Origin of the sequence: Brevibacterium sp. NPDC056726 (assembly GCF_042790515.1) — a bacterium.
GTDB classification, from domain to species: Bacteria; Actinomycetota; Actinomycetes; order Actinomycetales; family Brevibacteriaceae; genus Brevibacterium; species Brevibacterium sanguinis.
Map to the genome: position 1 here is coordinate 24,971 of NZ_JBHTYZ010000002.1, position 14,886 is coordinate 39,856.

A 14,886-nucleotide genomic window follows, 5' to 3' on the forward strand; every position below is an offset into this window, starting at 1 on the left:
CGGCGCCGGGTTTCCCCACGCCCGCGGGCGTGCTGAGGACGCGGGTCAGCCGACGAAGACCGCGACGAGGACGTTGATGATCGCGAACGCGAACGTGAGATGCGCCATCGTCGCCGAGGGGTTCTTCGTCGCCACGGCAGCACCACCGGCACCCGTGCCGGCCGTGCCGCCTGCAGCGAGTCCGCCGTCGTCGAGTCCCGCGGCGTACCGCTTCTGCTGCCGGTTGCCGATGAAGGCGAAGACCGTGACGAGGATCGCGACGACGAGCTTGATGCCGATCTTCATGTGGTCGACCTGGCCGTCACCCATCTCCGCGAGCCCGACGAGGAGGAGTCCGGTGACGAGCTGGAGGTACGAGGCATGGAGCATTCCGGGCAGCACGCGAGGGGCGCGGATGACCGTGAAATAGCCTCCCACGATGATCGCCATGCCGATAAGATGAAGGGTGAGCAGTACCTCGCGCAGAATTTCCATACCGTTCATCGTAATGGCATGATGGTGTCTCGTGAGCGCGGGCCCTGATTGACTGGCGCACGCTGTTCCGCCCTGGTGTAATGGCAGCACGCCGGCCTTTGGAGCCGTGCAGTATAGGTTCGAATCCTATGGGCGGAGCTGGCCCCATCCGACTTGCGAAGGATTCTTTTCACATGCCGCAGACCCGACCCGTAGCCGTCATCGTCCTGGCCGCCGGCCAGGGCACCCGGATGAAGTCGGCACTGCCGAAGGTCATGCACCCCATCGGCGGTCGCTCCCTCCTCCACCACGCGATCGCCGCGGCGGCGGGGACCTCTCCCGACCACCTCGTCGTCGTCGTCCGGCACGAGCGCGACCAGCTCGTCGCCCACCTCGAGGATCTCTCGATCACTTCGACGCGCACCGTCCTCGTCGCCGACCAGGACGAGGTGCCCGGCACCGGACGCGCCACCGAATGCGCGCTCACCCAGCTGCCCGCCGACCTCGACGGCACCGTCGTCGTCACCTACGGCGACGTGCCGCTGCTGACGACGGAGACGATCACCGGCCTCGTCGAGGTCCACGAAGGCGAGCGCAATGCCGTCACCGTCCTCTCCGCCGAGGTGGGCGACCCCACCGGCTACGGACGCATCGTCCGCGACGGCGCCGGCAACCTCCTGCGCATCGTCGAGCAGAAGGACGCCACCGAGGCCGAGCGCGCGATCCACGAGATCAACTCCGGCATCTACGCCTTCGACGCCGCCGCCCTGCGGACGGGCCTGTCGTCCCTGACGACCGACAACGCCCAGGGCGAGAAGTACCTCACCGACGTCGTCGCCGTCTCCCATGACGCCGGCCTGCCCGTCGCGGCGACCGCCACCGACGACCTCTGGCAGGTCGAGGGCGCGAACGACCGCGTCCAGCTCGCGCAGCTGGGCAAGGAACTCAACCGCCGCACCTGCGAGAAGTGGATGCGCGCGGGCGTGTCGATCATCGACCCGGACACGACGTGGATCGACGTCGACGTCTCCCTCGGCCAGGACGTCACGCTCCTGCCCGGAGTCCAGCTCCTCGGCGCCACCGACATCGGGGACGGCGCCGTCGTCGGCCCCGATTCGACGCTCAAGGACACCGAGGTGGGGGCCGGAGCCCAGGTCATGCGCACGCATTCGGAGCTCGCGATCGTCGGCCCCGGAGCCAGCGTCGGACCGTTCGCCTACCTGCGTCCGGGGACCAACCTCGGCGCTGACGGGAAGATCGGCACGTTCGTCGAGACGAAGAACGCGGAGATCGGACCCGGGGCGAAGGTGCCCCACCTCTCCTACGTCGGCGATGCGGAGATCGGGGAGGGCACGAACATCGGCGCCGCCTCGGTGTTCGTCAACTACGACGGCGTCGCCAAGCACCGCACGACGGTCGGCAAGCATGCACGGATGGGCTCGGACAACATGTACGTCGCTCCTGTGACGGTGGGCGACGGCGCCTACTCGGGTGCCGGCACCGTCGTGCGCAAGGATGTCCCTGCAGGGGCGCTCGCCATCAATGTGGCACCGCAGCGCAACCTGGAGGGCTGGGTTGAAGCCAATCGCCCCGGCACGCCCGCAGCGCGGGCCGCCGAGGCCGCATCCGAGGGGGAGCGGATCAGTGAATGAGATAACGACGGCGGGCGACAAGAAGCTCGTTCTGGTCAGCGGGCGGGCGAACCCCGAACTCGCTGAGCAGGTCGCGGAGAACCTGGGGACGGAACTGCTCCCCACCGACATCTACAACTTCGCCAACGGCGAGATCTACGTCCGGTTCTCCGAGTCGGTGCGCGGCTGCGACGTCTTCGTCCTCCAGTCGCACAGCGCTCCCATCAACGAATGGCTGATGGAGCAGCTCATCATGGTCGACGCCCTCAAGCGCGCCTCGGCGAAGCGGATCACGGTCATCGCACCGTTCTTCCCCTACGCGCGCCAGGACAAGAAGCACCGCGGCCGTGAGCCGATCTCCGCGCGCCTCGTCGCCGACCTCTACAAGACGGCCGGCGCCGACCGCATCATCACCGTCGACCTCCACACCGCGCAGATCCAGGGCTACTTCGACGGTCCCGTCGACCACCTCATCGCGATGCCGATCCTCGCCGGGTACGTCAAGGACAAGTACCCCGGCGACCTCGCCGTCGTCTCGCCCGATGCCGGCCGCATCAAGGTCGCGGAGAACTGGTCGAACGCGCTCGGCGGCGTGCCGCTGGCCTTCATCCACAAGACCCGCGACATCACCCGGCCGAACGAGACGAAGGCCAACCGCGTCGTCGGTGAGGTCGAGGGCCGCACGTGCGTGCTCGTCGACGACATGATCGACACCGGCGGCACGATCGTCCAGGCCGCCGACGCCTGCATGGCGGCCGGCGCGAAGAACGTCATCGTCGTCTCGACCCACGCCGTCTTCTCCGGACCCGCCGTCGAGCGCCTCGAGAACTCCGTTGCCGAGGAGGTCATCGTCACGAACACGCTGCCGCTGACCGAGGACAAGCTCTTCGACAAGCTCACGGTGCTCTCGATCGCCCCGCTCATCGCCCGCGCCGTCCACGAGGTCTTCGAGGACGGGTCGGTGACGAGCCTCTTCGAGGTCTGAGCTCCCGCACCTGCGAACGCACCCTTGCCGCCGGCGGGGGTGCGTTCGGTATTCACCGACCGGTTTCTGCGGTCGTCGTGCTGCCGTCGGCATGCTGCGGTCGGCATGCTGGGTTCGGCAGGCTGCAGTCGGGGCGGCTGAGCGGCCAGCGGGGCGCTCGGGCGTTCTACACTGAGGAGTGAGCCGAGGAAGGGAGCCGTGACGATGTCGACCCACGACTACAACCGCTACCGGGTGGACGTCGCCGGAGGACAGCTCTCCGTCGGCGTCTGGGAGCCGGTCTCCGCCGAACCCGGGCCCGTGCCCACCGTCTGCGTCATCCACGGGATCACCTCGAACCACCTCTTCTTCGCCGGTCTCGTCCCGCTCCTGCCCGGTGTCCGCATCATCGGTCCCGACCTGCGCGGACGGGCCGACTCCCGGCTCCTCGGGGCTCCCTTCGGGATGCTCGCGCATGCCGAGGACGTGCTCGCAGCGATCAACACGTTCTCCGATTCGAGTGTCGTCACCCTCGTCGGCCATTCGATGGGCGGCTTCGTCGCGATGACCCTGGCCGGTCTGCCGGCCGCCCTCGACAGCGATGGCCGGGAGGCCGCCGAGGCGACCGTCCGCTTCCGCGGCCCTGTCCTCATCGACGGGGGACTTCCCCTCCCGCTCGCCCTGCCGGGTGCGGGGGAGGACCCGGCGTCCGCCGAGGGCTCCGACCGTGACGGCGACGATGGGCTCAACGCCGCGCTCGACACCGACGATCTCATCGCCGCGGTCCTCGGCCCGGCCGCCGAGCGGCTGTCGATGAGCTTCGACACCGTCGAGGAGTACCTCGCGTTCTTCGCCGCCCACCCCGCCTTCGTCGACGGTCTCGACACGGTCGCGACCGAGAGCTTCGTCTACGACCTCGCGGCGAAGGACGACGACACGTTCCAGCCCTCGACGTCGGTCGAGGCGATGCAGGCCGACTCCGCGGACATGTACACAGGGACGGCCTACCCCGCAGCACTCGCGGCAGTGATGGGCGATGACGAACGCCAGGCCGACGTGACGTTCCTCTGCGCCGAACGCGACCTCGTCGCCGCCGAACCGGGACTCTACCCGCCCGCGGTCGTCGCGGGATTCGCCGAGGAGTGGCCGCGGATGCGGATCGTCGAGGTGCCGGGCACGAACCACTACGACATCCTGCTCACTCCCGAGGGCATCGAGGCGTGCGTGAGTGCGGTGACCTCGCGACTTGGAGCAGCCTCGGAGGGTGCCGTAGAATAGTCGGGTTGCCTCGGCGAGGGAAGCGGCTCTGCTTCCGTGATCGACGCGGTCCTGACCCACTCCTGCGGTGCCCGGCACCCGAGTGCGGCTGGCTGTTTCGCCGTGGTGCATGAGCAATCACCACGAAGGAGAGAAAATGGCTGACTTCAAACTCATCGCCGAACCCCGTGACGAATTCGGCAAGGGCGCAGCACGGCGCATCCGCCGCGCCGGTCGCATCCCCGCGGTCGTCTACGGCCACGGCGGCGACCCCGTCCACGTCTCGCTCGACGGCCACGCCACGATGATGGCCCTCAAGCACGCCAACGCGCTGCTCGAGATCGAGAGCACCGACGGATCGAAGAACGTCCTCGCGATCGCCCGCGACGTCCAGATCGAGCCCGTCCGCCGCGACATCGAGCACGTCGACCTCATCATCGTCAAGCGCGGTGAGAAGATCGAGGTCGACGTCCCCGTCCACGTCATCGGCGACGCCGCGCCCGGCACCATGGTCTCGCAGGTCGAGTCGACGCTCGCCGTCCTCGCCGACGCGACCAAGCTGCCCGAGCTCTTCGAGGTCAACGTCGAAGGCCGCCCGGCCGGCGAGCACATCCTCGCCGACCAGGTCGAGCTGCCCTCCGGCGTCGAACTCGTCGCCGACCCCGAGCTGCTCATCGTCAACATCTCCGAAGAGGTCGAGATGGACACCGAGTCCGACGCCGACGAGACCACCGACGAGGAGACCACGGACGAGGAGTCGACCGACGAGGCCGCTTCCGAGGACGAGTCCTCCGACGAGGAGTGACCGCGTTGGTCTGACCGCGCTGGTCTGAGACCGGCCACCGTCTAGTGAGTCGCTGATTCGGCGGGCCGCCACCATGGCGGCCCGCCGAACTGCATAGTGTGGGACGTGTTGGAGTGAGCGGACGCGGCCGGACTAGCGCGTCGCGTCGGTTCGGACGTGTGCGCAGCTGGCCGCTGCACGGTTCGCCGAGGCGGCGGGGGACGAATGAGGAGAGGACTGCGATGAGCAGCGAACCATGGCTGGTCTTCGGACTCGGCAATCCGGGCCCGGAGTACGCGGCGACCCGGCACAACATCGGTCAGATGGTCGTCGGCGACCTCGCCCAGCGGTGCGGGATCACCCTCAAGCGGACGAAGATGGCGGCGAACGCGGGAACCGGGCGGCTGCCGCACGGCCGCGTGCCCGGCGTCCCCGGCCCACGGGTCGTGCTGGCCACCTCGACGGGGTACATGAACAACTCCGGCGGCCCGGTCCGCCGACTCGCCGACTTCTACGGCATCGACCCCGACCGCATCATCGCCGTCCATGACGACGTCGACCTGCCCTTCGACACGATCAAGGCGAAGATCGGCGGGGGAGAGGGCGGCCACAACGGCCTGCGGTCGATGACCTCGTCGCTGGGCACGAAGGACTACGTGCGCATTCGCGCGGGCGTCGGCCGCCCGCCCGGACGCCAGGACACCGCCGACTACGTGCTCCGGCCCTTCTCGAAGGATGAGCGCACCACGCTGCCGATCTTCGTCTCCGACGTCGCCGACGCCGTCGAGATGCTCATCATCGACGGCCTGCTGCCCGTTCAGGAGAAGTTCCACGCCCGCAGCTGAACCGGGGCCGCGCAACGGGCGGACCGCCTCGGCGAGGTCGGTTCAGATCTGCGCGGACACCGCGCTCACGCCGACAGGACCGTTCACGGCAGCCGGACCACTCACGCCGTCGTGCGCGAGCCCTGCCTGCGGTGGATGAGCCACGCGGCGAGGACGCCGCCGATGAAGCCGAAGAGATGACCCTGCCACGAGACGCCGTTGGCCTGCGGGAGCATCCCGAAGACGAGGGAGGCCCCGTAGGTGATGAAGATGAAGAACCCGATCGTGAAGTAGATGATCTTGCGGAGGACGTCGTCGGTGAACCACGTCCGCACCGCGAGGTAGCCGAAGTAGCCGAAGACGATCCCCGAGGCGCCGACGATGTACGTCCCCGGCATCGTCGTCAGCCACGCCCCGACCCCGGCGACGACCGCGGTGACCGCCGTGACGAGCCAGAAGCGGCGTGCGCCCTCGGCGGCGATGAAGAGGCCGAGGACGAGGAATGGGAACGTGTTGGCGAGCAGATGCCCGAACCCGGCGTGGAGGAGCGGGGAGGTGATGACGCCGTAGAGCGAGATCGGATTCCAGGCCTGGAGACCGAGGAGGTCGAGGTCGGCGGGCAGGATCGCATCGACGATCTCGATGATCCACATGAGGGCGAGGAGGACGAAGACCGGCGCGAACCGTGAGAGTCCGCCGCCGCGGCCGACCGCCGATCTGACGCGGTCTCGCAGCGACGGCTGGGCTCCCACCTGGGGCTGGGCGGGAGACGGTGAGTCGGTGCCGAAGAGGAGGCGGGACTCCTCGGCGGTGAAGCGGGGGGATTCGTCGGAGCTCATGTCCCGATTATCCAAGACGAAGTTTGGAGAACACCCAGAGACACCCGTGTGCGGAGGCAATCGTGACCGTTCCGTCACTGACCGTCCAGGGTCCGGGAGTGCGGTCATTGCCTGACCCCGCCGAGGCGGTTCGCTGTGAGCAGTGACCCTGAACTGGGCGTGGGGTGTGAGCCCGGGATCCGACCCAGTGCGCCGGCGGCGAACAGCAGGGTCCCGTGTCCGTGGGGTGGCCTAGAATTGTGGGGTGCTCACCGGACTCGATCTCACGCTGCAGAACCCCGCCGTCACGGAACTCGTCGAAGCCATGGGCGACCCGGCGACGACGCACGGCACCATCGACGCGATCCGCGGACTGTGGCCCTCGATCCTGCGCCGGACGGTGACCGCGGGCGAGGTCACCTCCCCGCAGCTCATCGTCACCGCCACGACCCGCGAAGCCGAGGACCTCGCGCGGTCGCTGGCCGACTGGGTCCCCGCGGAGTCGATCGCCGTCTTCCCGAGCTGGGAGACGCTGCCGCATGAGAAGCTCTCACCCCGGTCGGACACCGTGGGCCAGCGCCTCGAGATCCTCCGCCGCCTCGCCCACCCCAAGCCCGGCCGCGGTCTCACCTTCGTCATCGCCCCCGTGCGCGCGTTCCTCCAGCCCTTGGCCAAGGGCCTCGGCGAGATCCCGCCGATCGAGGTCGCCGTCGGCGACGAGACCGACATCGAGGAGCTCTCCGCCCGCCTCACCGAACTCGCGTACACGCGCGTCGACATGGTCTCCCGTCGCGGCGAGTACGCGGTGCGCGGCGGCATCGTCGACATCTTCCCGCCGACGGCCGATCACGCCCTGCGCATCGAGTTCTTCGGCGACGAGGTCGATGAGATCCGCGAGTTCGCCGTCACCGATCAGCGGTCGATCGCCGCCGAGGCCGACGCCGAGCCCCTGCGCCTCTCGGCACCCCCGGTCCGCGAACTCCTCCTCACCGACTCCGTGCGGGCACGCGCCGCCGAGCTCGCCCCGACCCTGCCGGCGGCTGCCGACATGCTCGAGAAGATCGCCGCCGGCATCGCCGTCGAGGGCATGGAGTCGCTCACTGCGGTCCTCGCCGACGGCATGGAGCCGCTCATCGCGCTCCTGCCGGCGGGCACGAAGATCATCATCGCCGAACCCGAGCGCGTGCGGGCGCGCGCGGCCGACCTCGTCGTGACGACGAACGAGTTCCTCGAAGCCGCGTGGTCGGGGGCCGCCGGCGGCGGTGAGACGCCCATCGACCTCTCCGCGGCGACGTTCCGCACAGTCGACGAGATGCGCGAGGGCGCCGAACTCATCGGGCTCGCGTGGTGGGAGATCGGGGGCTTCGCCGCCGACGCCGAGATCGCCGCTCCCGGTGACAACATCTTCTCCCTCCCGGCCCGACCCCCGAAGGGCTACGCCGGGGACGTCGAGGCGATCCTCGCCGATGTCAGGGGCCTCATCCACGACCAGTGGCGGATCCTCGTCCTCACCGAGGGCCAGGGACCGGGCAAGCGCATGGTCGAGGTGTTCTCCGAGGCCGGCATCCCCGCGACCTTCGTCGACGACCCCACCGATGTGCCCCCGGCGCTGGTGACGGTGACGACGGCCGCGCCGTTCGGCGGCTTCGTCTTCGACGACCTCAAACTCGCCGTGCTCACCGAAGCCGACGTCCTCGGTCGCGCCGCCGCCACCTCGACGCGGGACATGCGCCGACTGCCGACCCGTCGCAAGCGCAACCAGGTCGACCCGCTCAACCTCGCCCCCGGCGACTTCGTCGTCCACGAACAGCACGGGGTCGGCCGGTTCGTCGAGATGACCCAGCGGACGACGGGCAAGGGCGCGGCGAAGCACACCCGCGAATACCTCATCATCGAATACGCGCCCGCCAAACGCGGGCAGCCCGGTGACCGCCTCTTCGTCCCCAGCGACGCCCTCGACCAGGTCAGCCGCTACGTCGGCGGGGAGAACCCGAGCCTCAACAAGATGGGCGGCGCCGACTGGCAGACGACGAAGGCGAAGGCCCGCAAGGCCGTCAAGGAGATCGCCGGGGAGCTCGTGCGCCTCTACTCCGCACGCCAGGCCACCGTCGGCCACGCGTACGGACCCGACACCCCGTGGCAGCGCGAACTCGAGGACGCCTTCCACTACGTCGAGACCGGCGATCAGCTCACGACGATCGACGAGGTCAAGGCCGACATGGAGAAGTCCATGCCGATGGACCGTCTGATCTGCGGCGACGTCGGCTACGGCAAGACGGAGATCGCCGTGCGTGCGGCCTTCAAAGCGATTCAGGACGGCAAGCAGGTCGCCGTCCTCGTCCCGACGACCCTGCTCGTCCAACAGCATTTCGAGACCTTCGCCGAACGCTATGCGGGATTCCCCGTCACCGTCGGGGCGCTCTCGCGGTTCCAGACGAAGGCGGAATCGGAGAAGGTCGTCGCCGACCTCGCCGACGGCAAGCTCGACCTCGTCATCGGCACCCACCGCCTGCTCAGCGGCGAGGTGCGGTTCAAGAACCTCGGACTCGTCATCATCGACGAGGAGCAGCGCTTCGGCGTCGAGCACAAGGAGACGCTCAAGGCGATGCGGACCAACGTCGACGTCCTCGCGATGTCGGCGACCCCGATCCCGCGCACCCTGGAGATGGCGGTCACCGGCATCCGGGAGATGTCGACGCTCGCGACCCCGCCGGAGGAGCGCCACCCCGTCCTCACCTACGTCGGGAAGTACGAGGACCAGCAGGTCAAGGCCGCGATCCGGCGAGAGCTCATGCGCGAGGGCCAGGTCTTCTTCATCCACAACCGGGTCAAGGACATCGAGGCCGTCGCCGCGCATCTCGCCGAACTCGTCCCCGAGGCGCGCATCGCGATCGCCCACGGCAAGATGAACGAGAACCGGCTCGAACAGGTCATCGTCGACTTCTGGGAGAAGAAGTACGACGTCCTCGTGTGCACGACGATCGTCGAGACCGGCATCGACATCGCGAACGCGAACACGCTCATCATCGACCACGCCGACCGGTTCGGCCTCTCCCAGCTCCACCAGCTGCGCGGACGGGTCGGCCGCGGTCGCGAACGCGCGTACGCGTACTTCCTCTACCCGCCCGACACCCAGCTCACCGAGACCGCACTCGACCGTCTCACGACACTGGCCGCGCACACCGAGCTCGGTGCGGGCATGCAGGTGGCGATGAAGGACCTGGAGATCCGCGGAGCCGGCAACCTCCTCGGCGGTCAGCAGTCGGGCCATATCGAAGGGGTCGGCTTCGACCTCTACGTCCGCCTCGTCGGGGAGGCCGTCGCGAACTTCCGCGGCGAGGACACCGAACCGGAAGCGGACATGCGCATCGAACTGCCCGTCGACGCGCACCTGCCCGCCGACTACGTCGACCACGAACGGCTGCGCCTCGAGGCGTACCGGAAGCTCGCGGCGGCGGCGAACGAGGACGAACTCCAGGAGGTCCTCGACGAACTCGTCGACCGCTACGGTCCCTATCCTGAGGCCGTCGGGGTTCTCGCCGATGTCGCCCGACTGCGCATCCGCGCCCGGGCCTCCGGTGTCAGCGACATCGTCGTCCAGGGCAATTTCGTCCGCTTCGGACCCGTCGAACTCGAGGACTCCCAGCTCGTGCGGCTCAAGCGCCTCTACCCGAAGTCCCTGCTCAAACCCGCCATCCGCTCGGTCCTCGTGCCCAAGCCGATGGCCGGTGACGGGTTCGGGGCCAAGGAGATGACGGACTCGGACATCCTCCGCTGGGCCCACCAGTTCCTCGACGCGATCGTGCCCGCCGCACCCGCCGAGGTCGTCCCCTCCGACGTCGTCGACGCGGGGGTGTGAGGCGGCCGTGGACGAGAACGCGGGGGTCATGGCCGAGCGCTTGGACGGTGCCGTCGAGGCGATGGCGGTGCTGCGCGCACGGTGCCCGTGGTCGTCCGAGCAGGACCATCGGAGCCTCATGCGGTACGCCCGGGAGGAGACCGAGGAGCTCATCGAGGCCCTCGAGGATCTCACCGCCGACCCGTCGCCGGGCAACCGCGACCACGTCGTCGACGAACTCGGTGACGTCCTCTACCAGATCCTCTTCCATGCCGCGCTCCTCGACGAGAGCGGCGGAAGCGACTACGGGACGACGCTCACAGACGTCATCGAGCGGCTCGAGGCCAAACTCATCCGCCGGCACCCGCTGACCTTCGACGGTCAGGGGCGCAGCGGACCCGTGCCGGCACTGGCCGACGTCGAGAGGGAGTACCGTCGGATCAAAGCCGCAGAGCGCGCACAGAAAGCCGCAGAGCGCGCACAGAAAGCCGCAGAGCGCGCACAGACGGCGGCAGCCGCAGACGCGGCACCACCAGCAGAGAGGGACGCAGAGTGAGCTTGGACAGGATCGACATCGAGGGCACCTTCAACTTCCGCGACCTCGGCGGGGCACCGGTGACCGGGGGAGCAGCGACAGCCGGGGCCATCGCCGGGGCGGCCGGCGCATCGTCGGTGGCGACCGGTCGGGTGTTCCGCGCCGACGGCCTCGCCCAGCTCACCGACCGGTCCCGGGAGGAGCTCGCCCGCCTCGGGATCACGACGGTGCTCGACCTGCGCGACATCGGCGAGCGGGCCAAGCACCCCGATGCGCTCGAGGGCCTCGACGTCGACTACATCGCCCTGCCGGTCTTCGAGGACAAGTTCTTCCCGGCCGCCCCGCTGTCGCAGGAGGAGATGATCGAATTCGCCGAGACCACGGGGATCGACCTCAGCGACCGGTCCCTGCGCCGCATCTACGACTACCTCATCGCCCACTTCGGTCCCCGGCTCGCCCTCGCCGTCGACACCGTCGCCGATCGCTGCGAGACCGGCGTCGTCTTCCACTGCTCGGCCGGCAAGGACCGCACCGGTCTCGTCGCGGCCTTCGTCCTCGCCCTCCTCGGGGTCGACCGGGACGACATCCTCGACGACTACACGGCCACGGAGGACCACCTCGGCGGATCCTTCCTCGAGAGCATCAGGCGCAACTATTCCGATGCCGGCATCTCCGGCAACCTCGCCGAGGCGGCGACCTCGGCCCCGCGCGACCTGCTGGCGGGGATACTGACCTCCCTCGATCGGACGTACGGCAACGATGCGGTGGAGAAGTACCTGCTCGAGAACGGCATGGATCCGCAGACTCCGGCGCGGCTGCGTGAACGGCTCCTGCAGGTCAGCGACGGGCAGGCGGCGTAGGCCCGGTTTCACGCATCGATCGGGGCCGGGCGGTGCCCGGTTGTGCACTAAGCTTGCGGGCAGGCACATGTTTCCCATGTGACACCGACTGCTAAGGAGTAATCAGTGGCTGAGATCGTTGCCGCAAACGCCCGTGAAATCTTGGATTCCCGGGGCAACCCCACCGTCGAGGTGGAAGTGCTCTTGGCCGACGAGTCCGTCGGTCGCGCGGGAGTGCCCTCCGGCGCCTCCACCGGTGAGTTCGAGGCCGTCGAGCTGCGTGACGGCGATCCCGAGCGTTACCTCGGCAAGGGCGTGACGAACGCCGTCGAAGCCGTCATCGATGAGATCCACGAGGCCATCGTCGGCCTCGAAAGCGATGATCAGCGCCTCGTCGACCAGGCGCTCATCGACCTCGACGGGACGGAGAACAAGTCCCGCCTCGGCGCGAATGCGATCCTCGGAACCTCGCTGGCCGTGGCCCGTGCGGCAGCGGTGTCGGCCGATCTCCCGCTCTACCGGTACCTCGGCGGCCCGAACGCCCACGTCATGCCGGTGCCGATGATGAACATCCTCAACGGCGGATCGCATGCCGACTCGAACGTCGACATCCAGGAATTCATGATCGCCCCGATCGGTGCGGCGAGCTTCCACGAAGCGCTGCAGTGGAGCGTCGAGGTCTACCACGCGCTCAAGGGCGTGCTCAAGGAGCGCGGCCTCTCCACCGGGCTCGGCGACGAGGGCGGCTTCGCACCGAACCTCGAGTCGAACGCCGCGGCCCTCGACCTCATCCTCGAGGCCATCGAGATCGCCGGTCACCGTCCGGGCCGTGACATCGCGCTCGCCCTCGACGTCGCGTCCTCGGAGTTCTTCAAGGACGGCGCCTACGAGTTCGAAGGCGAGAAGAAGTCGGCCGAGGACATGGCCGCCTACTACGAGGACCTGCTGAGCAAGTACCCGCTCGTCTCGATCGAGGACCCGCTCGACGAGAACGACTGGGAGGGCTGGGCGAAGCTCACCGCCGCGATCGGGTCGAAGGTCCAGCTCGTCGGCGACGACCTCTTCGTCACCAACCCGGAGCGCCTCGAGCGCGGCATCGACAACGACACCGCGAACTCGCTGCTCGTCAAGGTCAACCAGATCGGCACGCTCACCGAGACCCTCGACGCCGTCGAGCTCGCGCAGACGCACGGCTACACGACGATGATCTCGCACCGGTCCGGGGAGACCGAGGACACGACGATCGCCGACCTCGCCGTGGCGACCAACGCCGGTCAGATCAAGGCGGGCGCGCCCGCTCGGTCCGAGCGCGTCGCGAAGTACAACCAGCTGCTGCGCATCGAAGAGCAGCTCGGCGATGCCGCCCGCTACGCCGGCAAGCGCGCCTTCCCGCGCTTCGAAGCCTGAGGGGCTGGGCCGGCAGATTCCTGTCGGCGGGTCGCACCCACACCGAGGCGGGGGCCGAGTGATCGTTCGCGGTCACCCGGCCCCCGCCTCGGCGCTTGAAGGATTCTCCTCCCGCCAGGGACATCACGCATAACCCTGCGCTCGGCCCACTGCCCTGGGCTCGGTCCACCTCCCGGAACTCTGTGCACCACCCGGAGTTCTACGCACAACCCTGGGCGGTTCGTCCACCGTGCCCGTCCATGCACACCCCGTGGCTCGCCATCCCACCCGCGGAGCGCGACACCCTCCCCGTCCTGGGGTTGTTCATGCCGCTGAGCATGAGGGCAGGGGGAGTGCCCTCACGCTCAGCGGCTGCCCGATACGCCGCCGAGGTGACACCTCACCCCGCGCCGGCGGCACCCACGCCCTCCCCGGCGGCACCTCACCCCGCCGAGGCGGCGGACGCGGACGCCATGACGACGTGCTTGATCTCGTTGAACTTCGCCTCTTCGAAGAGTTCCTTCCAGCTGATGCGAATGACCCGCCACCCGCGCTCGCGCAGCCACTGCTCACGGCGGCGCTCCTTCTCGAGCTCCTCGCGGGGTACGCCGGATCCGAGGTAGAGCTTGCCGATTCCGTCGACCTCGACGATGAGCCGCGCGCCCTTGTGGCAGAAGTCGACGCGGATGTCGGGCCTCTGCCGCTCGGTCGGGAACGTCACTTGGGGCACCATCCCGACGATGCCGTGCTGGTAGAAGCGGACGGCGGCGATCGATTCTCCGGGCGATTCGCGACGTCCGTCGGCGAGGTCGAGGGCGCGCTCGACCCGCTTCGTGTTCCGCTTCTCGACCGCCTGCGCGACGACGGCGCGGATCCTCTCCAGCGTCGTCAGTGAGCGCCGGAGGGCGTCGTCGATCATCGCCACCGAGATCTCGAGACTGTACGTGCGGGCGACGTCGACGAGGGTGCGCTCGAGCGTCGTCACCCGCATCCCGCCCACGCGCTGCCAGTGCGCAGCGGGAATCGTCGTGCCGCGGACGTGGAGGCTCGGGTACCGGCGGTTGACGCCGGGACGCACGACTTCGACCTGGTGCGTGACCGGGTAGGCGACCGGCAGACCGTGGACGAGGGCGGCCGAGATGTGGGAGACGACCTCGACGTCGACCCCTGACTGCGCCTCGCGGTTCGGGTGGTCGGTCGTCTCGTCCGCACCGGAATCCCCGGATCCCACCGCGCCCGAATCCCCGGTATCAGTCGCCGAGGCGGTCCTCGCGTTCCGTCGCTGGAACTGGAGTTCGCGCCTGGCCATGACCTTGGCGCTGAGTTCGTTGATCGCGTCGCGATTGTCGCCATGCTCGACGAGCTCGTCATGCGTTCTCTCCGCGATGCCCGCCCAGAGCGGGCGATGACGCTCGACCGTGCAGACGCGCCTGGCCACATAGACCCCGCGCGAGAGTCGGAGCAGACAGCATGTGCGAGCGAATCGGATGTCCTCGTGGGTGAAGCCGAGCCGGTTGAGTTCCTGGGTCGTCAGTATTCGGTACATGGATACAAAGT

12 protein-coding genes and 1 tRNA gene are annotated in these 14,886 nt (G+C 68.8%); 10 read left to right on the forward strand and 3 right to left on the reverse strand.

Annotated features, from left to right (window positions below; translation table 11 throughout):
* Nucleotides 1-45: 45 nt before the first annotated feature.
* On the reverse strand, nt 46-474 hold the full coding sequence (locus ACFQ91_RS03625; RefSeq protein WP_198498252.1) for a hypothetical protein: 429 nt from the start codon (nt 472-474) through the stop codon (nt 46-48).
* Nucleotides 475-540: 66 nt separating this feature from the next.
* Between ACFQ91_RS03625 and ACFQ91_RS03630 the strand changes: the two genes are divergently transcribed.
* From ACFQ91_RS03630 to pth, 6 genes are all read left to right on the forward strand, one after another.
* Nucleotides 541-612, forward strand: a tRNA-Gln gene (locus ACFQ91_RS03630).
* Nucleotides 613-647: 35 nt separating this feature from the next.
* Nucleotides 648-2,105, forward strand: coding sequence for a bifunctional UDP-N-acetylglucosamine diphosphorylase/glucosamine-1-phosphate N-acetyltransferase GlmU (gene glmU / locus ACFQ91_RS03635; RefSeq protein ID WP_376871736.1), 1,458 nt, complete (start codon nt 648-650; stop codon nt 2,103-2,105).
* Nucleotides 2,098-3,069: a ribose-phosphate diphosphokinase gene (locus ACFQ91_RS03640; protein ID WP_198498253.1), complete on the forward strand. Its 972-nt coding sequence runs from the start codon at nt 2,098-2,100 to the stop codon at nt 3,067-3,069. The genes glmU and ACFQ91_RS03640 overlap by 8 nt, the downstream gene beginning before the upstream one ends.
* 204 nt (nt 3,070-3,273) lie before the next feature.
* Nucleotides 3,274-4,326 carry an alpha/beta fold hydrolase gene (locus ACFQ91_RS03645; RefSeq protein WP_198500921.1) on the forward strand — a complete coding sequence of 351 codons (1,053 nt, stop codon included), beginning with the start codon at nt 3,274-3,276 and terminating at the stop codon, nt 4,324-4,326.
* A gap of 136 nt (nt 4,327-4,462) precedes the next feature.
* Nucleotides 4,463-5,110 carry a 50S ribosomal protein L25/general stress protein Ctc gene (locus tag ACFQ91_RS03650; RefSeq protein WP_198498254.1) on the forward strand — a complete coding sequence of 216 codons (648 nt, stop codon included), beginning with the start codon at nt 4,463-4,465 and terminating at the stop codon, nt 5,108-5,110.
* 221 nt (nt 5,111-5,331) lie between these two features.
* Nucleotides 5,332-5,934: an aminoacyl-tRNA hydrolase gene (pth, locus tag ACFQ91_RS03655; protein WP_198498255.1), complete on the forward strand. Its 603-nt coding sequence runs from the start codon at nt 5,332-5,334 to the stop codon at nt 5,932-5,934.
* 101 nt (nt 5,935-6,035) lie between these two features.
* Here the strand turns inward: pth and ACFQ91_RS03660 are convergent, their stop codons facing one another.
* A complete protein-coding gene (locus ACFQ91_RS03660) occupies nt 6,036-6,752 on the reverse strand; it encodes a rhomboid family intramembrane serine protease (protein WP_198498256.1) in 717 nt (238 codons plus the stop codon).
* Between the two features lie 304 nt (nt 6,753-7,056).
* Here ACFQ91_RS03660 and mfd point away from each other — a divergent pair, with 304 nt between their 5' ends.
* From mfd to eno, 4 genes are all read left to right on the forward strand, one after another.
* Nucleotides 7,057-10,590, forward strand: a complete 3,534-nt coding sequence (gene mfd / locus ACFQ91_RS03665; RefSeq protein WP_232623897.1) for a transcription-repair coupling factor — start codon at nt 7,057-7,059, stop codon at nt 10,588-10,590.
* A gap of 7 nt (nt 10,591-10,597) precedes the next feature.
* Nucleotides 10,598-11,125 (forward strand): MazG nucleotide pyrophosphohydrolase domain-containing protein, encoded by a 528-nt coding sequence (locus tag ACFQ91_RS03670; RefSeq protein WP_232623534.1) that lies wholly within the window; start codon nt 10,598-10,600, stop codon nt 11,123-11,125.
* Complete coding sequence (locus tag ACFQ91_RS03675; protein WP_198498258.1) at nt 11,122-11,964, forward strand: tyrosine-protein phosphatase; 843 nt, start codon at nt 11,122-11,124, stop codon at nt 11,962-11,964. Before ACFQ91_RS03670 ends, ACFQ91_RS03675 begins: the two co-directional genes overlap by 4 nt.
* 105 nt (nt 11,965-12,069) lie before the next feature.
* Nucleotides 12,070-13,350, forward strand: coding sequence for a phosphopyruvate hydratase (eno, locus tag ACFQ91_RS03680; RefSeq protein ID WP_137824267.1), 1,281 nt, complete (start codon nt 12,070-12,072; stop codon nt 13,348-13,350).
* Nucleotides 13,351-13,771: 421 nt separating this feature from the next.
* On the opposite strand, the gene ACFQ91_RS03685 is transcribed toward eno, so the two are convergent.
* Nucleotides 13,772-14,875, reverse strand: a complete 1,104-nt coding sequence (locus ACFQ91_RS03685) for a DUF559 domain-containing protein (RefSeq protein WP_198498259.1) — start codon at nt 14,873-14,875, stop codon at nt 13,772-13,774.
* Between the last annotated feature and the right edge of the window lie 11 nt (nt 14,876-14,886).